The sequence below is a fragment of the Streptomyces sp. NPDC031064 genome (assembly GCF_055570965.1).
Map to the genome: position 1 here is coordinate 609,058 of NZ_JBVIGF010000002.1, position 23,414 is coordinate 632,471.

Sequence of the window (23,414 nt, forward strand, 5' to 3'; positions counted from 1 at the left end):
CCCGGATGGCACCGCGCCCACGGGGCCGGCCGCGCGGCGGACCCGGGGTGGCACGTCCACCCGGGCACCGGGGGCCGTCGATGAGCGGGGCCACCGGCCACCGGCGCGGCGCGCTCGCGCTGCTCGCGGCGACGCAACTGCTGATGATCATGGACACGGCGATCGTCAACGTCGCGCTGCCGTCCGTCGGCCACGACCTCCGGGCCGGGTCCGCCGGGTTGTCCTGGGTGGCCAACGCCTACCTGATCACCTTCGGCGGGCTGCTGCTGCTCGGTGGCCGCGCCGCCGACCTGTTCGGCCACCGGCGGCTGTTCACCGCCGGGCTCGGCCTGCTCGCGGCCGCCTCCGCCGCCGGGGGCCTCGCCCAGTCCACCGGCGCGCTGGTCGCCGCCCGCGCCGTGCAGGGCGTCGGGGCGGCCCTCGCCGCGGCCGCCGCGTTCGCGCTGCTGCTGATCCTCTTCCCGGACGGCCCCGCCCGGCACCGGGCGCTCGGCGCGTTCGCCGCGATGGGCGGGCTCGGCGGGGTCCTCGGCACCGTCCTGGGCGGGGTCCTCACCGACCTGCTCGGCTGGCGCTCCACCTTCTGGCTGAACGTCGCGGTCGCCGCCGTGCTCGGCCTGCTCGCCCTCCGGCTCCTGGACGGCGCGACCAGGGGCGCCGAGCCCGGCTTCGACCTGCTCGGCGCGCTCACCGCCACGGGCGGGCTCGGCCTCGTCGCGTACGCCCTCGTCGGGCGCAGCCCCCTGGCCGGGGCCGCCGGCGTGCTCCTGCTCGCGGCCTTCGCCGTGACCGAGACCCGCGCCGCCCGGCCCCTCGTCCCGCCCGCCGTGCTGCGGCGGCCCGCGCTGCGCCTGGCCAATCTCCTCAGCGCCCTCGCCCAAATGGCGCTGTTCCCCATGTTCTTCCTCGTCAGCCTCTACCTCCAGAGCGTGCTGGGGCAGTCGCCGCTCACCGGTGGGCTCGGCCTGCTCCCGCTGTCCCTGGTCGTCGTCGCCACCGCTCCGCTGACCGGCCGCCTCATCCTCCGCCTCGGCCTCGGCCGGACCATGACCCTCGGCTTCGGGCTGCTGTTCGCCGGCATGGTCTGGCTCGCCCTCGCGCTGAGTGCCCACGGCACTTTCGCCACCACCGTCCTCGCACCCAGCCTCGTGCTGGGTGCCGCCCTGCCGCTGGTCATGGTCACCACCAATGTGGCCGCCACGGCAGAGGCCACACCAGAGGAGACCGGCCTCGCCTCCGGGCTGATCAACACCAGCCAGCAGTTCGGATCCGTCCTGGGCCTGGCCGTCCTCGTGGCCGTGGCCACCACCCGTACCGGCACGGCCACACCCCAGGCCGAAACCGCGGGCTTCCAGGCGGCGCTGCTCACCGGCGCCGCCTTCGCCGCCGCTGCGGCACTGCTGTCCGTACGGCTGAGCCTGCCCGCGCCCGTACCGGCGCCGCCACGCCAGGACCGGGTGGGCGACCCGCGGTGACCGCCTGACCAGCGGACACCGCGCCACTCCCGAATCCACACTGCCCGAGGGGGGCATCCCGTTGACCCTGTACGACCTTGTCGCGCCCGGTCTCGACACCTGCGCCGAACCGCGCTACCGCATAGCCGAGATACGCGCGGCCGACCCGCTCGGCGCCGACGCGCTGCTCGCCGCGCTCCCCGCGATGAACCGTGACGCCGACGTCCCCGCGCTCACTGTCGCGCTGCGCACCCTCGTACCCGACCTCGACCGGGTCGCCGAGTGGTGCGTCATCGAGGCGCTGGCCGCGATGCGCGACCTCGGCATCGTGCTCGGCTCCCTCAAGCGGCACGGCGTCCAGCCGGTCGCCGCCGTCCCCGAGGTCCTGCCCGTCCTGGAGGAACTGGCCCGCCGCACCGACATGGTGCCCCGCGACACCGTGCACCACTACACCACCTGGAACCCGCTCGGCCCCCGCCAGCGGATGTACACCGGCCACGAGATGGAGGCCCACCTCCAGGACGCCGTCCGGATGGTCTTCCCCAGCCTCGTCGCCGCCCTCGACACCTGCGGCCAACTGGCCGGCCTCGAACCGTACGACCCGGGCTTCGCCCTCGCGCTGGACCGCACCGCACAGCACGTCCAGTCGATGGTCGACGCCATCGACTTCACCGTCGACAACGTCTCCCCGGCCTACTTCGCCCGCACCCTGCGCCCGTACTTCGAGGAGATCGACGTCGCCGGGCGCGACTACCTGGGCCCGGCCGCCGCCCAGGTGCCGCTGTGGCTGGTCGACCTGACGGTCTGGCAGTGCGACCGCACCGACCCCGGCTACGACGCCTTCCTGGCCGAGTCCGTCGAGTACAGCCTCCCGTCCTGGCGCGCCTTCCACGCCGCCCACAGGGGCGGGGTCTCGGCCGTCAGCAAACTGTCCGCCGCGCTGAGCTGGGAGACCGTGTACCAACTGCCCCCGCAGCTCGTCGCGTCCGCCCACTCCCTGGCGCGGGTGCTGCGCATCCTGAAGACCTTCCGCGCCCGCCACCTCGGCATCGCCCGCAAGGCCTACAGCGACGACGTGCGGCTGTACGACCAGGGCAGCGGCGGCGCGCCCGTCGCCCTGCTGCGCTCCGTGCTCGACCTGACCCGGGACAACGAGACGCTGGTGCGCCAGGCCACCCAGCGGCCGCGCACCCCGGTGAGGGGAGCCGCGGCATGACCCCCCACATACTCGTCGCCGGCGGCGGAGTCGCCGGCCTGACCGCCGCGCTCGCCCTGCACGCGGCCGGGTTCCACCGGGTCACCGTCGTGGAGGCGGCCCGCGAGATCCAGCCCGTCGGCGCCGGGCTGAACATCATGCCCAACGCCGTACGCGAACTCGACGCGCTCGGGCTCCTCGACGACCTGGAGGCCGACGCCGTACGCACCCGGGAGCTGCGCTATTACCACCGCTCCGGCGGGCTGATCTCCCGCGAACCGCGCGGGCTGAGCGCCGGGTACCACTGGCCCCAGCTCTCCGTCCACCGCGGCCACCTCCAGCAGGTCCTCGCCGACGCGGTACGCCGCCGGATCGGCCCGTCCGCGATCGTCACCGGCGTCCGGGTGGCCGGCCTTGAACAGTTGCCCGACGGTCGCCCGCGCGTGCGCCTTGAGCACCGCGAGGGGGCCAGGTGCGGCCGGGCGTCGCTGGAGCCGGACGTCCTGATCGGCGCCGACGGCATCCGCTCGGCGGTCCGCGCCGGCCTCAACCCGCGCGAGGGCGAGCCCCCGTGGAACGGCATGCTGGTGTGGCGCGGCGTGTCGTGGCTGGACGCCCGCCGGGCCGGAAGGTTCATGCTCATCGCGGGCGACGACCGGCAGAAGGCCGTCGTCTACCCGATGGCCGAGCGGCCGGGCGGGGACGTCCTCGTCAACTGGGCGCTGGCGATGCCCGCCGACAGCATCGCCGGTGCCACCCGCGGGGACTGGAACCGTGCCGTGCCGATCACCCGGTTCCTCCACCACTACGACGGCTGGGAGTTCGACGGCGTCAGCGTCCCCGAGGTGCTGCGCGCCGCCGAGGCCGCCTACGAGTACCCCATGGTCGACCGCGAGCCCCTGCTGCGCTGGAGCCACGGCCGCACCACCCTCATCGGCGACGCCGCCCACGCCATGTACCCCATCGGCTCCAACGGCGCCACCCAGTCGATCATCGACGCCCGGGCCCTCGCCCACGCCATGGCTCACCACCCCGCGCCGGCCGACGCCCTCGCCGCCTACGAGGCGGAGCGGCGCCCCGCCATGACGGAGCTTCAGCGCGCCAACCGGCGCCTCGGCCCGGAAGTCGTCATCAATCTGGCCCACCGGCGCGCCCCCGGCGGCTTCGCCCACATCGACGACGTGATCCCGCCGCACGAGCGGCGCGAAATCGCCGCCCGGTACGCCGCGACCGGCGCGTTCGACCCGGAAACGGTCAACGCGGGCTCCCCGTACCGGGTCCCGGTGAGCGCGTTGTGAACGCGCTCCCCTGAGTGCGCCGTGGTTGCGGGGGGCGGGGTGCCGATACCGTCGGAGGGTGAAGGCGGACGCACACCGCCCGTGCGTCCGCCCCGATTCGTACCTGCCCTGCGAAGGTGGAACACGTGAAGGCAATCCGTCGATTCACCGTGCGCCCCGTCCTCCCCGACCCGCTCCGGCCGCTCAGCGACCTCGCGCGCAACCTGCGCTGGTCCTGGCACGCCGAGACCCGTGAACTGTTCCAGGCCGTCGACCCCGAGGGGTGGCGGGCGGCCGGCGGCGATCCGGTCCGGCTGCTGGGCTCCGTGTCCGCCGCCCGGCTCGCCGAGCTCGCCCGTGACCGGCGCTTCCTGCGCCGCCTGTCCGCCGCCGCCGACGACCTCGACGACTACCTGCGCGGCCGCCGCTGGTACCAGAGCCAGAACAGCGACCTGCCCGCCGCCGTCGCCTACTTCTCGCCCGAGTTCGGGGTGACCGCCGCCCTGCCCCAGTACTCGGGCGGCCTCGGCATCCTCGCCGGCGACCACCTCAAGGCCGCCTCCGACCTCGGCGTACCGCTCATCGGCGTCGGACTGCTCTACCGGCACGGCTACTTCCGCCAGTCGCTCTCCCGGGACGGCTGGCAGCAGGAGCACTATCCGCTGCTGGACCCCAACGAGATGCCCGTCAGCCTGTTGCGGCAGCCAGGCGGCGCCCCCGTCCGGGTCTCCCTCGCCCTGCCGGCCGGCCGCTGTCTGCACGCCCACATCTGGGTGGCCCAGGTCGGCCGCGTACCGCTGCTGATGCTCGACTCGGACGTCGAGGAGAACGGCCCGTCCGAACGGGACGTCACCGACCGGCTGTACGGCGGCGGCAGCGAACACCGGCTGTTGCAGGAGATGCTGCTGGGGATAGGAGGTGTCCGGGCGGTACGGGCGTACTGCGAGCTCACCGGCCATCCCACGCCCGAGGTGTTCCACACCAATGAGGGGCACGCCGGTTTCCTCGGCCTGGAGCGCATCCGGGAACTGAGCGAGGAGGGTGTCGAGTTCGACGCCGCCCTGGAGGCCGTCCGCGCGGGGACCGTCTTCACCACCCACACCCCCGTCCCGGCCGGCATCGACCGGTTCGACCGCGAGCTCGTCGCCCGTCACTTCGGCGACGGCGCGGAGTTGCCCGGGGTGGACGTCGAGCGCGTCCTCCAGCTCGGCATGGAGACCTACCCCGGCGGCGAGCCCAACCTCTTCAACATGGCCGTCATGGGACTGCGCCTCGCCCAGCGCGCCAACGGCGTGTCCACCCTCCACGGCGCCGTCAGCCGCGAGATGTTCGCCGGTCTGTGGCCCGGGTTCGACCCCGACGAGGTGCCGATCACCTCCATCACCAACGGCGTCCACGCCCCCACGTGGGTGGCGCCCGAGGTGTTCCGGCTCGGCGCGCGGAAGATCGGCACCCAGCGCGCCGAGGACGCCCTCAGCGTCGGCGGCTCGCAGCGCTGGGACGCCGTCGGGGAGATCGCCGACTCCGAGATCTGGGAGCTGCGGCGCGAACTGCGCGAGCAGCTCGTGACGGAGGTACGGACCCGGCTGCGCGCCTCGTGGCGGCAGCGCGGCGCCGGGGCGGCGGAGCTGGGCTGGATCGACGGGGTCCTGGACCCCGACATCCTCACCATCGGGTTCGCCCGCCGGGTTCCCTCCTACAAGCGGCTCACCCTGATGCTGCGCGACCGCGACCGGCTGATGGAGCTGCTGCTGCATCCGGAGCGGCCGGTGCAGATCGTCGTCGCGGGCAAGGCCCACCCGGCGGACGACGGCGGCAAGCGGCTGGTGCGGGAGCTGGTGCGGTTCGCCGACGACCCGCGCGTACGCCACCGGATCGTGTTCCTGCCCGACTACGGCATGGGCATGGCACAAAAGCTCTACCCCGGCTGCGACGTGTGGCTGAACAACCCGCTGCGGCCGCTGGAGGCGTGCGGGACGTCCGGCATGAAGGCCGCCCTGAACGGCTGCCTCAACCTCTCCGTCCTGGACGGCTGGTGGGACGAGTGGTACGAACCGGACTTCGGCTGGGCCATCCCGACCGCCGACGGACCGACGACCGACGAGGACCGGCGCGACGACCTTGAGGCGGCCGCGCTGTACGAGCTGATCGAGCAGCGGGTCGCTCCCCGCTTCTACGACCGGGGCGGCAACGGCCTGCCCGAGCGGTGGATCGAGATGGTCCGCCGTACGCTCGCCAACCTCGGCCCCAAGGTGCTCGCGGGCCGCATGGTGCGCGAGTACGTGGAGCGGCTGTACGCCCCGGCCGCCCTCGCCCACCGGTCGCTGGACACCGGCGCGGCCCGGGAACTCGCCGCCTGGAAGGCCCGGGTGCGGGCCGCGTGGCCGCGCGTGGCGGTCGACCACGTCGAGGTGGACGAGGCCAACGGCACCGCCGAGCTGGGCGCCACCCTCGCCCTGCGGGTACGGGTCGCCCTCGGCGACCTCCAGCCCGAGGACGTGGAGGTCCAGGCGGTCGCGGGCCGCGTCGACACCGACGACCGGCTCCGGGACGCCCAGACCGTGCCGCTGAAGCCGGCCGGCGGCCCGGACCAGCAGGGGCGGTGGGTCTACGAGGGCCCCCTCACCCTCGACCGGACGGGCCCCTTCGGGTACACGGTCCGGATACTGCCGACGCACCGCCTGCTGGCGGCGGGCGCCGACCTGGGACTGGTCGCGCTGCCCACGGAGGCCACCGGAGAGGGCGCCGGCGTCCTGATGCGGTAGCGGTCCCGCTGGCTCGTCGCCCCCTCCCCTCGTGGGGGGCGACGAGCCGTGCGCCGCACAGCCTGCCGCCCGGGCGGGTGCCGGGACATCGGCCGCTGAACCGATCCCGCCTAGGCCGTTCGGCGTATGACTCCCGTCCGCGAGGAGGAGACGAGTCCGGCCACGGCCGAAAAGCGCGGACCCGCGGCCGAAAAGCACTCATGCGCGCGGGTGCGGTGAAAAGGGGGCGGAGGAAGAAGCGGAAGAAGGAGCGGAAGAAGAGGCGGGAAAAGGAGCGGAAAAAAGGGGGGCGGGAGTGAAAATCGGGCCAGTCGCGGAAAGGGAGAGTGGGCTTCCGGAAAAAGGCGCCGGATTTCCGCGTCCCGTGTGGTTCTGGGCCGGCGTGGCGGCCGGTACGGCGGGCACGGTGCTGCATCTGCCGATGTTCTGGCACGCCCGCCACATGGGTTACCGAATGGCGGGGATGACGCCCGATCCGGCCATGGTGGCCGGTATGGCGCTCATCGTGTGCGGCGTGGCGGCCGTTGTGGTGGGGCTGTGGCCGCCGCGCGCCGAGGCGCTGCGCCGGGAAGCGGCGGCCGTGCGGGTGCGCGCGGACGACGACGCCCGGCTGCGGCCCGCCCATGTGATGCTGCTGACCGTGCTGTCGCTCGCCGTGACGATCGACGTGATGAAGCCGCTGACGCTCTCCCTCGTGGTCCCCGGAGTCGCCGCCGAGTACGGGCTGGCCTCGCCGCTGCGCCCGGGCGGTGGCGTATCGGTGGCGTGGCTGCCGCTGGCCGGGATCACCGGGACCATGGTGGGCTCGTTCGTCTGGGGCCGGCTCGGGGACCGGATCGGACGGCGGAACTCGATCCTCCTGGCGGGCGTGCTGTTCGCCACGACGTCCGTCTGCGGAGCCATGCCGGGCTTCTGGTGGAACGTTCTGATGTGCCTGGTGATGGGCATGGCGGCGGGCGGCATGATCCCGATCGCGTTCACGCTGCTGGCGGAGACGGTGCCGCGCCGCCACCGGGGCTGGCTGATGGTGCTGATCGGCGGGAACGTCACCGTCGCCTATGCCCTGACGAGCTGGCTGGCGGCGCTGCTCACCCCGGAGTTCGGGTGGCGCGCCCTGTGGCTGGTGGGACTGCCGACGGCGCTGGTGCTGCTGGTGCTGAACCACTGGATCCCGGAGTCGCCGCGCTTCCTGCTCGCCACGGGCCGGGTGGAGCGGGCGCGTGAGGTGCTGTCGCGGTACGGCTCGACGATGGTGCCGGTGTCCGGGCCCGTGGCCGTTTCGCCGGGGCCGGGCGCCGGGCCCGGGTATCTGCGGCTGTGGGAGCGGGGGTTCACCGGCCGTACGGCGGTGCTGACCCTGCTGGCGGCGGGCGCCGGGCTGCTGGCGTACGGCTTCCAGATGTGGCTGCCCGTCAACCTCGGGCGCGTCGGCTACCTGGAGGCGTCCTCGGCGCGCGTGCTGCGGGACAGCGCGCTGCTCAGCCTGCCGCTCAACCTGCTGACCGCGCTGCTGTACGGGCTGTGGAGCAGCCGCCGCACGGCGGTCGTCGTGGCGGGGGCGGCCGCCGGGGCGCTGGTGGTGCTGGCGGTGGCGGGGGAGACGGTCGCCGGTGACGGGTCGTTGATGCGGCTGCTGTTGTTCGTGCCGCTGTGGGGGATCAGCGCGACGGCCGCGGTGGTGGCCGCGTACAGCTCGGAGGTGTACCCGACGGCGCTCAGGGCCCGGGGGACGGGCTGGGCGGCGGCGGTGAGCAAGGCCGGCGGGGTGCTCGTGCTGGCGCTGGCGGTGGGGACGGCGGCGGTCCCGCCCATGGAGGTCACGGCTCTGGTGGCGGCGGTGCCGCTCGCCCTGGCGGCGGTGGCGTTCGTATTCCTCGCGCCGGAGACCCGGGGGCGGCAGCTCGACGGGGTATGAATTCCGGCCGACATATTCCGGCCATTTCTCGGTGGAGAATTTATTGGCCGACCTCTTTCTGTCGAGATCTTGCCAATAGCGGGTGTATTCGCCACCCGGACGGGTGAATAGCGCCTGGAGAATGGTCCGAATGGCGGTGTGCGGGAATGTCGGAAGTGCACCCCACACACTCCCCGAGTTATGTTCGGAGGTTCTCTCGTGCCCACGGCCACCGTGCTGCCGTCCATCGGCGCCGAAATCCCCTGCAGTTGCTATGCGGCCAATGTGCCGCTCAAGGTGCGTACCGCACTCGTCAACGTCGAGTTCAAGGGCGGCATCAAGGTCCGGGTGGAGACCCACCCCGACCAACCGCCCCACAAGGCCGTCGTGCTGAAGGTCATCGGCCACAAGGTGGAGGCCGACCACCCGCAGCTCGGCAAGATCACCATCGAGCAGGAGAACATGGAGGCGACTCCGGACAGCCTGCTCAACATCGTCCAGCACTTCCCGCCGAAGCTCAGCGCGGTCATGTTCCTGTCGTTCAGGCTGACCATCGAGCGGCCCCCCGGCTCCGGCGAGGGCGGCTCCGCCCAGGCCCGGCCGGAGCCGCTGGTCCTGCGGACCAAGGAGCCCGCCAAGCTCCTGAGCCCGGAGCTCAGCAAGTTCCCGCCGGACGGTGACTTCTACCGGCTGGAGAACCCGATCAAGCTGGTCCACCCGGACAACGACCAGGTCATCGCCACGATCGACAAGTTCCCGGTCCGCGTCGGCGGCTGATCCGGAGCCGGTGACGGCGGGGGCGGGGGTGCCTGATGAGCCATGCCGACAACCCGAAGGTGACCGTCGCCGCCGGGCTCGTACGGAGCCTGCGCGTCTGTCTCATCCTGACGGTCCGGCTGGCCGTCCTCGGCGCCGTCGCTCTGCGCTGCTCGCTGTCACCCGGCAGGGGCCGCTTTTCCCGGGCTTTCGCGCCCCGGCGCGACGCCTGGCTCCTGGAGACGGTGACCGCACTCGGGCCGGCCTTCGTCAAGGTCGCCCAGATCCTCAGCACCCGCGCCGACGTGGTCCCTCGTCATGTCGCCCGGGTGCTGAGCACCCTGCACGCCCAGGTGCGGCCGTTACCGCTGGGCGACGGGTCACGGCACTTCGGCCCCGAGCTGAGGCGCCTGCTGCGGGGCGACCCCGGCCTGGCCGCACGCCCCCCGGTGGCGGCGGGCACCATCGCCTGCGTATACCGGGCCCGCCTGACCGACGGCCGGACCGTCGCCCTGAAGGTCCGCCGCCCCGGCGTCGCCCGGCAGTTGGCCACCGACCTGGCCGTCATGCTGGCCCTCGCCCGGCTCGCCGCGCCGCTCCCGCCCCTGCGGGGCGTGCCGGTCGCCGAGATCATGCGGCAGTTGGCCGCGTCCCTGCGAGGACAGCTCGACTTCGACCGCGAGCGGACAAGCCTCCGCTTCCTGAAGGAGAACCTGGCCGAGGAACCCCACGTGCGGGTGCCGGCCGTGTACGACGACCTGTGCGGCCCCGAGGTCCTCGCCATGGAGTACCTCGACGGCCTGCACCGGCCGCCGCCCGGCGGGACGGACGGCGAACAGGCCGCCGTCACCGCGCTGCGCGCCGCCTACCACATGCTGTTCCTCGACGGATTCGTCCACTGCGACCTCCACCCCGGAAACCTGGTCTGCGGGCCCGGCCGCGACGTCACCATCGTGGACGCCGGGTTCACCGTGCGCCTGACCCCGCACGCCCGGGACAAGTTCACCGACTTCTTCCACGCCATGGGCCTCGGCGACGGGGAAGCGTGCGCCCGCATCGTGCTCTCCACCGCGCGCGCCGGCCCCGGCACCGACACCGACGCCTTCCGGCGCGACCTCGCCGCGCTCATCGAGTCCTGCACGGGAGCGACCGCCGCCGACTTCGACCTGATGGATTTCGCCGTACGGCTGTTCGCCCTCCAGCGCCGCCACGGACTGTACGCCGACCCCCAGTTCGTCTTCCCGATCCTGTCACTGCTGGTCCTGGAGGGCACGGTCCGCTCCCTCGGCCCCGGTCTCGACTTCCAGGCCGTGGCCAAGCCGTACCTGACGATCGCCCTCATGGAACGTGCCATCGCCAAAGCTCAGAGAAAACAGGAGCCCGGCTGACATGCTCTCCCCCTTCTCGTCATCGTCCTCCGTGGTGCCGCGCCCGCTGCGCCGCGTCGTGATCCCGCTGCTGCGCCAGGACACCGCCCAGGTCGACTTCGGCGTACGCCGCTTCCGGCTCCGCCCCGGCCCGGCGCGCGCCACCCTGCAAGCCGCCGGACAGGCCTTCCTCCACGGCTTCCACGCCGCCCTGGACGCCCGCACCCTGACCGGCCTGGCGGCGGAGGTGGAACGCCTGCCGCCGCAGCGGCGCGGATTCGCCTACGAGGGCGCCGGCATGGCCTGCGGCGTACTGGACCTGCTCACCGCCGCACGCGGCCGCCGCTTCGCCGCCCTGCTGGCCGGACCCGCCGCCCGGTACCCGCACCTCGCCCAGGTCGGCGCCGGGTGGGCGTACGCCCGGCTCGGGCTGCGCCCGCGCAACGGCATCCCCGGCGCCGGGCCGCCCGAATGCTGGCTGGCCTGGGACGGGTACGGATTCCACCAGGGCTTCTTCCACCCCGACCGGGTCATCGGACGCCGGCACGTCGAGCGCGGGCTCACCGCCGACGAGCGGGCCATCCGCGACCAGGGCCTCGGGCGGGCGCTCTGGTTCCACGAGTGCGCCGACCCCGACGGCATCGCCCTGCGGATCGCGGAGTTCCCCGCCGAGCGGCGCGCGGACCTGTGGAGCGGCGCCGGACTCGCCGCCGGCTACGCGGGCGGCGCCACCCCCAAGGAGCTGGAGCACCTCACCGACCTGGCCGGAGAGCACCGCGCGCACCTCGCCCAGGGCGCCGCCTTCGCCTGCACGGCGCACCGGATCTCCGGCACCGTGCCCGAGCACACCGCCGAAGCCGCCCCCGTCCTCACCGGAGCCACCGTCGAGGAGGCGGCCGGCTGGACCGACCGCTCCCTCGCCGCGCTCGGGCCGGACGCCACCGGCACCGTCCACTACCAGCGCTGGCGCGCCGGAATCCGGGCCGCGTACGACCGCAGCCGCAGAGGGGACCGCTGACCATGGCGACGATGACGACCTTCGCGCGCCGGAACCTCGCACGGGTCACCGCGCTGCTCGCCTGCCTGCTGCTGTGGCACCTCAGTCAGCCGCCCGCCGCGTCCGACGCCCAACGCGACCGCCTCGCCCAGCGGTTCGCCTTCTCACCGCACCTCGTGTCCCCCGCCGAGCGGCCGGGCGAGCGCACCCTGCGGCCGGTCGCCCCCGCGTACAAGGACATCCCGTCCTGGATCTCCTCCGTGGGCGCCGGGGTGGCGCTCCTCGCGGCCGACGGGGGCAGCGTCTCCCGCGACATCTGCCTGGTCGACCCGCGCACCGACACGGTGACCGTCCGCCCGGCCCCCGGCACCGGCCACCGGTACGCCCCCTTCACCCTCCGCCCGCCGGCCGCCACCATGCCGGCCCACGTCGCCCCCATGGGCTGCCTGCCCGCCGACCTCAACGAGGACGGATGGCAGGACGTGATCGTCTACTACTGGGGCCGCTCGCCCGCCCTGTTCATGCGCCGCCCCGGCCTCCCGCCGGGCGCCGGGGCCTTCCTCGTCCGCGAGCTCGTCCGCCCCCGCGCCGTGTGGAACACCAACGCCGCGACGCTCGGCGACTACGACGGCGACGGACACCTGGACCTGGCGTTCGGCAACTACTTCCCGGACGGCGCCCGCGTCCTGGACCCGACGGCCCACCAGCCCCGGCACCTCGTGATGAACGCCTCCCTGTCCAACGCCCGCAACGGCGGCACCAACCGGCTGCTGCGCTTCACCGGTGCCACCCGGGGCCCCGCCCCCGACGCCCGGTTCACCGAGGTGCCCGGCGCCTTCGACACCGGGGCCGCGCGCGGCTGGACCCTCGCCATGGGGACGTACGACCTCGACGGCGACCACCGCCCGGAGCTGTACGTGGCCAACGACTTCGGCCCCGACCAGCTCCTGGTCAACCGGTCCTCCCCGGGCCGCATCCGGTTCAGCGAGGCGGTGGGCGTCCGGCACGCCACCACCCCCAAGTCCAAGGTGCTGGGCCGGGACTCCTTCAAGGGCATGGGCGTGGCCTTCACCCAGCTCGGCCCCGACCGGGTGCCCGACATCCTGGTCGCCAACATCGCCGAGAACTTCGCCCTGCACGAGAGCAACTTCGCGTTCACCGCCACCGGCACCCCGAAGGCCGCCGGCCGCGCCCTCCACCGGGGCACGGCCCCCTACGACGACCACAGCGAACCGCTCGGGCTGTCCCGCACCGGCTGGACCTGGGACGTGAAGGCCGCCGACTTCGACAACGACGGCGGCCCGGAGATCATGCACGCCACGGGATTCGTCGCCGGACGGACCAACAGGTGGGCGCAGTTGCAGGAGACGGCCATGTCCAACGACCTCATCCTGGACCACCCCCGGCTGTGGCCGCACTTCCCGGCGGGCACCGAACTGTCCGGCCACGACCGCAACACCTTCTTCGTCCGCACCGGTTCCGGCGGCCGCTTCACCGACGTGGCCCGCGAGGTCGGCGTCGGCACGGACGCCGTCAGCCGCGCCTTCGCGGTCGGCGACGTCGACACGGACGGCCGGCTCGACTTCGTCGTGGCCAACCAGTGGGCGCCGTCGGTGCTGTACCGCAACACCGGCCCGGCACACCCCGCCCTGGGGCTCCGGCTACGGCTGCCGACCGCCCACGGCCCGACCCGGCCCGCCATCGGCGCCACCGCCAGCCTCACGCTGCCCGACGGCACCGTCCGTACCGAGCAGGTCTATCCGGCCAACGGCCACAACGGGGTGAACGCCCCGGACATCACCTTCGGCCTCGGCGACACCCGGGCGAAGGCGTTCCCCGTACGCCTCACCTGGCGCGACGGCCACGGCCGCACCCACACCCGTACCGCGACGCTCCGCCCCGGATGGCACGAGCTCGTCCTCACCGAGGAGGCACGATGACCCGACTCGGCCGCACGATGGGCCGTGTGCTCGGCGGCCCGGACGACCCGCGCAGCGCCGCACTGCGCCGGTTCGGGCTCTCCATCACCGTACTGACCGTGGTGGGCCACACCCTGCTCGGCTTCGAACAGGCCTACCTCACCCCGGTCGTCGCGGTGCTGTCCGGCCTGGCCGCCGAGGGCGTGCTGGCCACCGTCGACACCTACGCCCGGCGGGCCCGCCCCTGGTTCGCCGGGCGTTCCCCCGGCGCGATCGTGGACTTCCTGCTGCCCGCCTACATCACCGCGCTCGCCTGCGCCATGCTGCTGTACGCCAACGACCGGCTGATGCCGACCGTGCTGGCCACCGTCGCGGGCGTGGCGAGCAAGTACGTCGTCAAGGTCCGCGCCGCCGGGCGGCCCCGGCACGTCCTCAACCCCAGCAACACCGGCATCGTCCTGGTCCTGCTGCTGTTCCCCTGGGTCGGCATCGCACCGCCGTACCAGTTCACCGAGTGGACCTCCGGCCCGCTGGACTGGCTGATCCCGCTGGCGGTGCTCGCGGCCGGGACCATGCTGAACGCCAAACTGACGCGCAAGACACCGCTGATCGCCGGCTGGGCCGCCGGCTTCGTGGCGCAGGGCGTCATCCGCTGGGCGCTGACCGACATCTCACTGGCGAGCGCGCTGCTGCCGATGACGGGCGTCGCGTTCGTCCTGTTCACCAACTACATGATCACCGACCCGGGCACCACCCCGGCCCGCCCGCGCCACCAGGTGGTGTTCGGGGCGACGACCGCCGCCGTCTACGGCGTACTCGTCCAGTTCCACATCGTCTTCGGCCTCTTCTTCGCGCTGGTGATCGCCTGCCTGCTGCGGGCGCTCGTCCTGGTGGCCGCCGAGCGCCTGGCGCCGATGACGGTGCGGGTCCCGGCGTGGCTGCCGGCCGCCCGGCGCGGGTCGCTCGCGGCGGAGTCACGATGAGCGGCGCGTACGACGACCGGGCCGTCGCGATCGTCGGCATGGCCTGCCGCTACCCGGACGCCGACCGGCCCGGCCGGTTGTGGGAGATGGTCCTGGACCAGCGCCGCGCGTTCCGCCTCCTGCCACGGGAACGGCTGGACACCGACGACTACCACGACCCCGACCCCACGGCCGCCGACAAGACGTACAGCCTCTACGCGGCCGTCCTGGAGGGCTGGAGGTTCGACCGGTCGGCCTTCCGCATCCCCGGGCCGGTGTACCGGGCCGGTGACCCCGCCCACTGGCTCGCCCTGGAGACGGCCGCCCGCGCGCTGGACGACGCCGGCTTCCCGGGCGGGGCCGGGCTGGTCCGGGACCGGGTGGCGGTGGTCCTCGGCAACAGCCTCACCGGCGACGCCACCCGCGCCGGGACGCTCCGGCTGCGCTGGCCCTACGTACGCCGGGTCCTCGCCGCCGCCCTGGAGGCCGCCCGGATCACCGGGGACGTACGCGACGACGTGGTGCGCCGGGCGGCGGCCGGATACCTCGCGCCGTTCCCGCCGACCACCGAGGAGTCGCTCGCCGGGGCGCTGTCCAACACCATCGCCGGCCGGATCTGCAACCACTTCGACTTCCACGGCGGCGGCTACACCGTCGACGGCGCCTGCGCCTCCTCACTGCTCGCGGTCGTCGAACTGTGCCGGGCGCTCGCCGACCACAGCGTCGACTTCGGCCTGGCCGGCGGGGTGGACCTGAGCCTGGACCCGTTCGAGCTGGTCGGGTTCGCCAAGACCGGCGCGCTCGCCACCGACCGCATGCGGGTGTACGACGAGCGGTCGGCCGGCTTCTGGCCCGGCGAGGGGTGCGGCATGCTCGCGCTGACGCGGGCGGCCGACGCACGGGCCGCCGGACTGCGGGTGTACGCCGAGATCCGCGGCTGGGGCGTCTCCTCCGACGGCAGCGGCGGCATCACCCGGCCGGGCCGGGACGGGCAACTGCTCGCCCTGCGCCGCGCGTACGACCTGGCGGGCGCGGACCCGCGCGAGGTGGGGCTCCACGAAGGGCACGGCACCGGGACGCGGGTCGGCGACGAGGTGGAGCTGGCCGCGCTGACCGCGCTTCGGGAGGGCGCACGCGCGCGTGCGGCGCTCGGCACGGTGAAGGCCAACATCGGGCACACCAAGGCGGCGGCCGGGGCGGCGGGCGTCATCAAGGCGGCGATGAGCCTGCACACCGCCGTGCTGCCGCCGACCACCGGATGCGACACCCCGCACCCGGTACTGCGGTCGCCCACGTCACCGCTGCGCGTCCTCCGCAAGGCCGAACACTGGCCGCAAGGGCCCCGGTTGGCCGGGGTGAGCTCCATGGGCTTCGGCGGCATCAACGCCCACCTGGTGCTGTCCGCGCCCACCACCCCCGCCCCCCGCCGGGTTCCCGGCCCCCTGCCGGTACGCCGTCCCGCCCCCGAACACGCCGTCATCGCCGCCGCCGGGGCGGACGCGGGCCAGGTGCGCGCGTTCTTCGCGCGCGTGGCCGAGGTCGCGCACCGGCTGTCCTTCGCCGAGGTCCACGACCTGGCCGCCCGGTCGGCCCGCGAGCGGCCCGGCGGTCCGGTACGGGCCGCGGTCGTCGCCGCCACCCCCGGCGAACTGGCCGCCCGCGCCGCCTCCGTGACCGCCTGCCTGGCCGAGGGCGCCGGACCCGGCCGCGACCTGACCCGCCTGCCCGGCGCCTGGATCGGGCAGGGCGTGCGGGGCCGGGTCACCTTGTTGTTCCCCGGACAGGGCGCGCCCGGCCTGGCCGGCCCCGCGAGCACCGAGACGGCCCAGCCGGCCATCCACCGGGCCTCGCTCGCCGGTCTGCGCGTGCTGGACGCCCTCGGCGTCACGGCGGACGCCGCCGTCGGACACAGCCTGGGCGAGATCACCGCGCTGGTGTGGGCCGGTGCCCTCTCCGTACGGGACGGCTTCCGGCTCGTCCGCGCGCGCGGCCGGCTCATGGCCGCCCTCGGCGCCTCCGGGACCGGCATGCTCAGCCTGCGTACGGAGCCGTCCGCCGCGCTGGCGCTGTGCGCGGGCACCGGCCTGGTCGTCGCCGCCCACAACGGCCCCCGTTCGGTGGTGGTCGCCGGACCGGAGGCGGACCTGCGGGCGGTGGCGGAACGGGCCGCCCGGGCGGGGGTCGCCCGCACGGTGCTCCCCGTGTCGCACGGCTTCCACTCCCCGGCGGTCCGGCCCTGTGTCCCTCCGCTGCGCCGGGTGCTGGACGACCTGGACTTCGGCCCGCCCGCGCGCCGCCTGGTGTCCACCGTCCACGCCAGGGCGCTCACCCCGGACGACGACCTGGCGGACCTCCTGGCCGAACAGGTCACCGCACCCGTGCGGTTCTGGGACGCGGTCAGCGGCGTCCTGCCGGACACGGACCTGTTCTGCGCCTGCGGCCCCGGACAGGGCCTCGCCGCCCTGCTCGCCGACCAGGGCTGCGGCATCCCGGTCGTCACGGTGGGCTCCGGTGACCGGGACTTCGGTGACCGGGACGCCGCGGGCACCGCCCACGCGGCGGCCGCCCTGTTCGCCGCCGGGGCGTGCGAGCGGCTCGACGCGCTGACGGCGGGCCGTGCGGCGCGGCCGTTCGACCTCTGGCGGGAGCGGACCTTCCTCAGCAGCCCGTGCTCGGCGGCGCCGCCGTACCAGGAGCCGGACCCCGAAGGGCCGGAAGCCGCCCCGCATCCCGCACCGGAGGCGACCGCCACCGACACCACCACCGCCGTACGCGACCTGCTCGCGCGGACCACCGAGCTGGAGCCCGGGCTGATCGGCATGGACACCCGGCTGCTGACCGACCTGCACCTCACCTCCCTGACGGTCACCCAGCTCGCCGCCACCGCCGCGCACCGCATGGGCCGCCGCCCGCCGGCCGCCCCGCTCTCGCTGGCCGACGCCCGGGTGCGCGACCTCGTCGAGGCGCTCGACGCGCTGCCGTCCGCCGCCGGACCCGCGCCCGACACCGCCGTCACCGGCGTCGACACCTGGGTCCACTGCTTCACCGAGCGGCCGCACCGCGCCCGGCGCGGCCTGCCGTCGCCGAGCCCCGGGTGGCGCACCACGGTGCTCGGCGACGGCGAACTGGCCGTTCGCGCCAAGGAGATCTACGCCACCGCGTCCGACGAGGACACCGACCTGCTCTACGTACCGCCCGCACCCGGCCCGCCGCCGGTCGCCCGGCTGCTGGCCGCCGCCCGCTCCGCGATCCGCACCGGGCGCCTGGTCGTCGTCGCCCACGACACCGCCCTCGCGGGATTCCTCGGCAGCCTCCACAAGGAACACCCCGGCCTCGGCGTCACCCTGCTCCGCGTCCCGCCGACCGAGGCGGGCCTTGGCCACGCCACCCGCTTCGCGGGCACCGAACCGGGCCGGTACCAGGAGCTCGTCCTCGACGACCACGGCACGCCGCACGTCCCGGCGGCCCACGTGCTGCGGCTCCCCGAGCCCGGCCCCGGACGGCCGCTGCCGCTGGGCCCCGACGACGTGCTGCTGGTGAGCGGCGGCGGCAAGGGCATCGGCCACACCTGTGCCATGGCCCTCGGGCGGAGGACGGGCGTCCGGCTCGCCCTGATCGGCCGCGCCCGCCCGGAGCGCGACGAGGCGCTGCGGGCGAACCTGGCGGCGCTGGCCGGGGCCGGGGTGAGCGCCGCGTACGAGACCGCCGACCTGGCCGACGCCACGGCGGTGGCCCGGGCGGTACGCCGGCTCACCGACCGGCTCGGCCGCCCGGTCACCGGCGTCCTGCACGCCGCCGGGGTCAACGAACCGGTGCGCTTCGCCGACCTGGACGAGGCGCGCGTCGAGGCCCATGTCGCCCCGAAGGCGGCCGGACTGCGCCACCTCCTCGCCGCGCTGCCCATCGAACGGCTGCGGCTGCTCGTCGGCTTCGGTTCGGTGATCGGCCGTCACGGCCTGCCCGGCGAGAGCCACTACGCGCTGGCCAACGGGGTACTGCGCACCGAGCTGGAACGGCTCGCGGCGGAGCCGGCGCCACACTGCCGCGTCCTGAACATCGACTGGTCGGTGTGGTCCGGCGCCGGCATGGGCGTACGGCTCGGCGTGCTCGACGCGCTCGTGCGCGAGGACGTCACCCCCATCGCCCCGGAGACCGGCACCGACCTGTTCCTGCGCCTCCTCGCGGCCGGGGACCGCGTCCCGCCCACCGTCGCCGTGCACGGCAGGCTCGGGCGCGACGTGCCGGTGCCGCCCGTGCCCGGCCCGCCGCAGCGGTTCCTGGCGGAGCTCCGCGTCCACCACCCGGGCGTCGAGCTGGTCGCCGACGCGCGGCTCGGCCTGCGCACCGACCCCTACTTGACCGGCCACCGGCTGGACGGCGTCGTCTGGCTGCCCGGGGTGCTCGGCCTGGAGGCCATGGCCCAGGCGGCCTCGGCCCTGGCGGGCGTCCCCCTCCACGAGGCCCGCGACATCGCCTGGACGCGCCCGGTGACCGTACCGGACGAGGGCGCCCGGACCGTACGGGTGTGCGCCCTGCACCGGGGCGACCGCGTGGAGGCCGTGCTGCGCAGCGACGAGAGCGACTTCTGCGTGGACCACTTCCGCGCCGTCTTCCCGCTCGCCGCGCCCTGTCCGAACGGCCACCACGCACGACCCGCGTCGGGCGCCGGGGAGCTGGGCGCCGACGAGCTGTACGGGCCGCTGTACTTCCACACCGGCCGCTTCCGGCGGGTACGCGGCCTGACGGCGCCCTCCGCGCGCACCTGCCTGGCCACCCTGGCGGCCGGGCGGCCCGTCCCGTGGTTCCCGCCGCCGCTCGCCGCGCCGCTGCTGGGCGACCCGTCCGCCAACGACGCCACGCTGCACGCCCTCCAGGCCTGCGTGCCGCACCGCAGGCTGCTGCCGGTGGCCGCCGACTCCCTGTCGGTCCGGCCGGGCACGGGGCCGGTGGAGCGCGTAGGGGGCACCGAACGCGCCGCCGCGGACGGCGAGTACACCTGGGACGCGGAGGGCCTGGACGCCACGGGCAGCCCCGTCGTCCGGTGGCGCGGGCTGCGGCTGAGGGACGTCGGCCCGCTGCCGCGCGGGGAGCGCCCCTGGCCGGTGCCGCTGCTGGGCGTCCTGCTGGAGCGGGCCACGACGGCCCTCGGTCTGGGCGAGGAGCTGCGCGTGAGCGTCCGGCCCGGTGAACGGTCCGGGACCGCGCGGCGCCCCGGCCCGGGTCTGTCCCGCAGCCACCTGGGCGGCCTGGTGCTCCAGGTCGACAACGGTGCTCGGGGACCGGTGGCGTGCGACTGGGAGGCCGTGACGGCACGCGGCGAGGACGACTGGGGACGCGTCCTCGGTACCGAACGGCTCGCCCTGACGGAGCTGCTGCTGCGGCAGAGCGGTGAGCCGTTCGACGTGGCGGCCACCCGGGTGTGGACGGCGCTGGAGTGCCTGGCCAAGGCGGGCCGGCCCGCCCGCGCGCCCCTCACCCTGGGCGGTGTCTTCGACGGCGGGTGGGTCCTGCTGCGCTCCGGTGACGCCCTGATCGCCTCGGGGGTGCTGCGGGTGGAGCGGGTCGGGGAGCGGGTGGCGGTGGCGGTGCTCAGCGGCCAGGAGGAGGCCCCATGACGACGGTGACGACACCCACGTACACGTACGAGCACCTGGTCACGCTGGAGGAGACCAACCTCGTCGGCAACGTCTACTTCACCAACTACCTCCGCTGGCAGGGCCACTGCCGGGAGCGGTTCCTCGCGGAACGGGCGCCGGGGGTGCTGCGGGCGCTGCGGGGCGAGCTGGCCCTGGTGACCGTGGACTGCCACTGCGCGTACTTCAGCGAGCTGTACGCCATGGACCGGGTGGGCATCCGGATGTCGCTGACCGCGTCGGGCGACCACCAGGTGAGCATGGGCTTCGACTATTACCGCACCAACGCCCCGGTGCCCCAGCTCGTCGCGCGGGGCGGCCAGACGGTGGCGTGCATGCGCCGCACCGAGGAAGGCATGCGGCCGGTTCCGGTGCCGGACGAGCTGCGGGCCGCGCTGGCGCCGTACCGGGGCGCGCGATGACCCCCGAGGCGGACGCCTTCCGCGCCACGATGGCGCACATGCCCACGTGCGTCACGGTGGTCACCGCCGCCGCGTGCCACGGGCCCGTGGGGTGCACGGCCAGCGCGGTGCTGTCCCTCTCCCTCCACCCGCCCGGCCTGCTGGTCTCCCTGGCGGCCGCGGGCCGGACCGCCCGCGAGATCCGGCGCGTCGGCGCCTTCGCGGTCAACGTGCTGAGCTGGGAGCAGCGCGACCTGACGCGGCGGTTCGCGGAGGAGCCGCCGGGCCGGCGCTTCACGGGCGTGCCGTGGGCCGTGCAGGACGGCCAGCCGGTGCTGACGGGAGCGGCGGCCAGCGTCGTCTGCGCCGTCGACAGTTGCTATGACGTGTGGGACCACACGCTGCTGGTGGGACGGGTGGTGCACAGCGCCCATCACCCGGAGCGTACGCCCCTGCTGTACCACCGCCGCACGCACGACCGCCCGGCGGCACTCGGGGTGCCACCGGGCGGCCGGTCATCCGCTCCCCGGCTTACGGGAAGGTCAGCTTGAAGCTGTTGATGTAGCCGGTGTCCTGCGCGGCCTTGTCCTGGACACGGAGCTTCCAGCTCCCGTTGGCGACCTCGCTGGAGGCGTTCACCGTGTAGGTGGCCTTGACGTTGTCGGCCGAGTCGGAGGAGCTGAACGGCTTCAGGTTGTAGACGGAGCCGTCCGGGGCGACCAGGTCGACGACCAGGTCACCGCGCCAGGTGTGGACGATGTCCACGTCCGCCTTGAGCGTGGCGGGGGCGTTGCCGGCGATACCGGTGACGTTCACCGTGGAGGTGACGGCGGCGCCGTTGTCCGGGATGGCGACGTCGGTGGTGTTCTCGAAGACCTTGCCGGTGCCGGGGTCGCCGCCGGGGCGCGAGCCGACGTTGATGCCGGCCCAGGCGTGCTCCACGGCCTTCACCTCGGCGCTGCCCGCGCCGTACAGCTCAGTGGCGACCGCGACGGTACCGGTGCGGGCTCCGGCGTAGTTGGTGGTCGAGGTGAACTTGGTGGTGAGGGCCTTGTACCAGATCAGCGCGGCCTTGTCGCGGCCGATGCCGGTGACGGGCAGGCCGTCGGAGGTCGGCGAGTCGTAGGTGACGCCGTTGATGGTCTTGGTGCCGCTGCCCTCGGAGAGCAGGTAGAACCAGTGGTTCGCCGGGCCGGAGGAGTAGTGCACGTCGATGCCGCCGATACCGGAGTACCAGTAGTCCTTCGACGAGCCGTCCTTGCTCGGCTTGTCCATGTAGCGCAGCGGGGTGCCGTTGCCCCGGATGTCGATCTTCTCGCCGACGAAGTAGTCGCCCTTGTCCTGGGTGTTGTTGGCGTAGAACTCGACGGCGGCGGCGAAGATGTCGGAGGTCGCCTCGTTCAGGCCGCCCGACTCGCCGCTGTAGACGAGCTTGGCGGTGTTGGACGTGACGCCGTGGGTCATCTCGTGGGCGGCCACGTCGATGGACGTCAGCGGCTTGGCGTTGCCCGCCCCGTCGCCGTACGTCATGCAGAAGCAACTGTCCTGCCAGAACGCGTTGACGTACGCGTTGCCGTAGTGGACGCGGCTGTACGCGCCGACGCCGTCACCCCTGATGCCCGAGCGGCCGTGGACGTTCTTGAAGTAGTCCCAGGTGACCCCGGCGCCGAAGTGGGCGTCGGCGCCGGCCGTCTCCAGGTTCTGCGGGGTGCCGTCGCCCCAGATGTCATCCGGCCCGGAGAACAGCGTCCCGGTGCCCGAGGTGCCGCGGTTGAGGTTGTACGTCTTGTGGTTGCCGCGGCCGGTGTCGGTCAGCGTGTACGAGGGCGCGGTGCCGAGCGTGACCTGTCCGCTGTACTGGGTGTTGCCGGTGCCGTTGTGGACGGCCTGCCACTCGAAGAGCTTGGCGCCCGTGGTGGCGTCGGTGACGACGTGCAGCTCGTTCGGGGTGCCGTCGTGCTGGAGGCCGCCGACGACGGTCTCGTACGCGAGGACCGGCTTGCCCTGCGCCAGCCAGACCACCTTGCGCGGCGCGCGCTCGGCGTCGGTCGCCTTGGAGCCCTCGGCACGGGCGGCGCTCAGCGCCTGCTTCTCGGCGGCGGCCGGGGCGATGTCCGCCGTGGTGTCCACGCCCTTGAGCTCCGCACGGGACGCCTTGCTGACGGCCTCGGTCCGCCCGGCCTTGGTCTCGGTGACCACGAGGTCGCCGCCGAGGACGGGAAGCCCGGCGTAGGTGCGCTCGTAGCGGGTGTGGGTGGTGCCGTCGCGGTCCTGGGCGACGTCGCGGACGGCGAGCTTCTCCTGGGCGCCGAGGCCGAGTTCCCTGGCCGTGTCGGCCTTGGTGGCCTCGGCCGCGCGTATCAGCGCGGTGCGCTGCGCGGGGGAGAGGTCGGCGGGCAGGGCGCCGGGGTCGGCCTTGCCGGCCGCCTGCGCCTTGGGGGCGGCGGTCCACGGGTCATCGGCGGCGGTGGCGGCACCGGTCTGCACGCCCACGGCGAGCATGGCGGCGGCGGCGATCAGAGCACCGGTCGCGGTGGCGCGACGGCTTGGCGTGGATCTCACGCAGACTCCTTATTGCGAGGGGGGTACCGGACGGCTGGGTGGGCCGGCCGGGCGGAGCAGCCTGAACAAGCGCGGAAAAGGTGCGGAACACGTGCGGAACGAACAAAGGAACACGCGTCGAACACGTGGTGCGGAGAACGGGGTAAGAGTGGCGCCCGCCACGGCTCGCTGTCAGGAGCGCGTCAACAGATTGGCCGGAAATCGTCCGTTGCCCGAAAACCCGTGTTCGCTG

14 protein-coding genes are annotated in these 23,414 nt (G+C 74.3%); 13 read left to right on the plus strand and 1 reads right to left on the minus strand.

Annotation, left to right across the window (positions count from 1 at the left end):
- Positions 1–80 precede the first annotated feature (80 nt).
- The 13 genes from ACZ46W_RS09500 (at position 81) to ACZ46W_RS09560 (ending at position 21,171) form a co-directional block, all read left to right on the plus strand.
- On the plus strand, positions 81–1,475 hold the full coding sequence (locus ACZ46W_RS09500; RefSeq protein WP_468333915.1) for an MFS transporter: 1,395 nt from the start codon (positions 81–83) through the stop codon (positions 1,473–1,475).
- 61 nt (positions 1,476–1,536) lie between these two features.
- Complete coding sequence (locus tag ACZ46W_RS09505) at positions 1,537–2,670, plus strand: monodechloroaminopyrrolnitrin synthase PrnB family protein (RefSeq protein WP_468333918.1); 1,134 nt, start codon at positions 1,537–1,539, stop codon at positions 2,668–2,670.
- Complete coding sequence (locus ACZ46W_RS09510; protein WP_468333921.1) at positions 2,667–3,947, plus strand: FAD-dependent monooxygenase; 1,281 nt, start codon at positions 2,667–2,669, stop codon at positions 3,945–3,947. The genes ACZ46W_RS09505 and ACZ46W_RS09510 overlap by 4 nt, the downstream gene beginning before the upstream one ends.
- A gap of 125 nt (positions 3,948–4,072) precedes the next feature.
- Positions 4,073–6,691 (plus strand): glycosyltransferase family 1 protein, encoded by a 2,619-nt coding sequence (locus ACZ46W_RS09515; protein ID WP_468333924.1) that lies wholly within the window; start codon positions 4,073–4,075, stop codon positions 6,689–6,691.
- 364 nt (positions 6,692–7,055) lie between these two features.
- Positions 7,056–8,606, plus strand: a complete 1,551-nt coding sequence (locus ACZ46W_RS09520) for an MFS transporter (protein WP_468333927.1) — start codon at positions 7,056–7,058, stop codon at positions 8,604–8,606.
- Between the two features lie 198 nt (positions 8,607–8,804).
- Positions 8,805–9,362: a hypothetical protein gene (locus ACZ46W_RS09525; RefSeq protein WP_468333930.1), complete on the plus strand. Its 558-nt coding sequence runs from the start codon at positions 8,805–8,807 to the stop codon at positions 9,360–9,362.
- Positions 9,363–9,397: 35 nt separating this feature from the next.
- Complete coding sequence (locus ACZ46W_RS09530; protein WP_468333933.1) at positions 9,398–10,729, plus strand: ABC1 kinase family protein; 1,332 nt, start codon at positions 9,398–9,400, stop codon at positions 10,727–10,729.
- Position 10,730: 1 nt separating this feature from the next.
- Complete coding sequence (locus ACZ46W_RS09535; protein ID WP_468333936.1) at positions 10,731–11,726, plus strand: DUF1702 family protein; 996 nt, start codon at positions 10,731–10,733, stop codon at positions 11,724–11,726.
- An 11-nt stretch (positions 11,727–11,737) separates the two neighbouring features.
- The gene (locus tag ACZ46W_RS09540; RefSeq protein ID WP_468333939.1) at positions 11,738–13,645 is read left to right on the plus strand and encodes a CRTAC1 family protein; all 1,908 of its coding nucleotides are present in this window, start codon (positions 11,738–11,740) and stop codon (positions 13,643–13,645) included.
- Positions 13,642–14,607 (plus strand): enediyne biosynthesis protein, encoded by a 966-nt coding sequence (locus ACZ46W_RS09545; protein ID WP_468333942.1) that lies wholly within the window; start codon positions 13,642–13,644, stop codon positions 14,605–14,607. Before ACZ46W_RS09540 ends, ACZ46W_RS09545 begins: the two co-directional genes overlap by 4 nt.
- The gene (locus ACZ46W_RS09550) at positions 14,604–20,201 is read left to right on the plus strand and encodes an SDR family NAD(P)-dependent oxidoreductase (RefSeq protein ID WP_468333945.1); all 5,598 of its coding nucleotides are present in this window, start codon (positions 14,604–14,606) and stop codon (positions 20,199–20,201) included. The genes ACZ46W_RS09545 and ACZ46W_RS09550 overlap by 4 nt, the downstream gene beginning before the upstream one ends.
- Positions 20,198–20,641: an acyl-CoA thioesterase gene (locus ACZ46W_RS09555; RefSeq protein ID WP_468333948.1), complete on the plus strand. Its 444-nt coding sequence runs from the start codon at positions 20,198–20,200 to the stop codon at positions 20,639–20,641. The genes ACZ46W_RS09550 and ACZ46W_RS09555 overlap by 4 nt, the downstream gene beginning before the upstream one ends.
- A complete protein-coding gene (locus ACZ46W_RS09560) occupies positions 20,638–21,171 on the plus strand; it encodes a flavin reductase family protein (protein WP_468333951.1) in 534 nt (177 codons plus the stop codon). The genes ACZ46W_RS09555 and ACZ46W_RS09560 overlap by 4 nt, the downstream gene beginning before the upstream one ends.
- Here the strand turns inward: ACZ46W_RS09560 and ACZ46W_RS09565 are convergent.
- Positions 21,152–23,182, minus strand: a complete 2,031-nt coding sequence (locus tag ACZ46W_RS09565) for a M4 family metallopeptidase (protein ID WP_468333954.1) — start codon at positions 23,180–23,182, stop codon at positions 21,152–21,154. The genes ACZ46W_RS09560 and ACZ46W_RS09565 overlap by 20 nt on opposite strands.
- Positions 23,183–23,414: the final 232 nt, after the last annotated feature.

Coding starts and splice junctions, on each gene's coding strand:
- ACZ46W_RS09530 (WP_468333933.1), top strand. CDS start 9,398: ATGAGCCATGCCGACAACCCGAAGGTGACCGTCGCCGCCGGGCTCGTA.
- ACZ46W_RS09560 (WP_468333951.1), top strand. CDS start 20,638: ATGACCCCCGAGGCGGACGCCTTCCGCGCCACGATGGCGCACATGCCC.
- ACZ46W_RS09545 (WP_468333942.1), top strand. CDS start 13,642: ATGACCCGACTCGGCCGCACGATGGGCCGTGTGCTCGGCGGCCCGGAC.
- ACZ46W_RS09540 (WP_468333939.1), top strand. CDS start 11,738: ATGACGACCTTCGCGCGCCGGAACCTCGCACGGGTCACCGCGCTGCTC.
- ACZ46W_RS09550 (WP_468333945.1), top strand. CDS start 14,604: ATGAGCGGCGCGTACGACGACCGGGCCGTCGCGATCGTCGGCATGGCC.
- ACZ46W_RS09555 (WP_468333948.1), top strand. CDS start 20,198: ATGACGACGGTGACGACACCCACGTACACGTACGAGCACCTGGTCACG.
- ACZ46W_RS09500 (WP_468333915.1), top strand. CDS start 81: ATGAGCGGGGCCACCGGCCACCGGCGCGGCGCGCTCGCGCTGCTCGCG.
- ACZ46W_RS09510 (WP_468333921.1), top strand. CDS start 2,667: ATGACCCCCCACATACTCGTCGCCGGCGGCGGAGTCGCCGGCCTGACC.
- ACZ46W_RS09535 (WP_468333936.1), top strand. CDS start 10,731: ATGCTCTCCCCCTTCTCGTCATCGTCCTCCGTGGTGCCGCGCCCGCTG.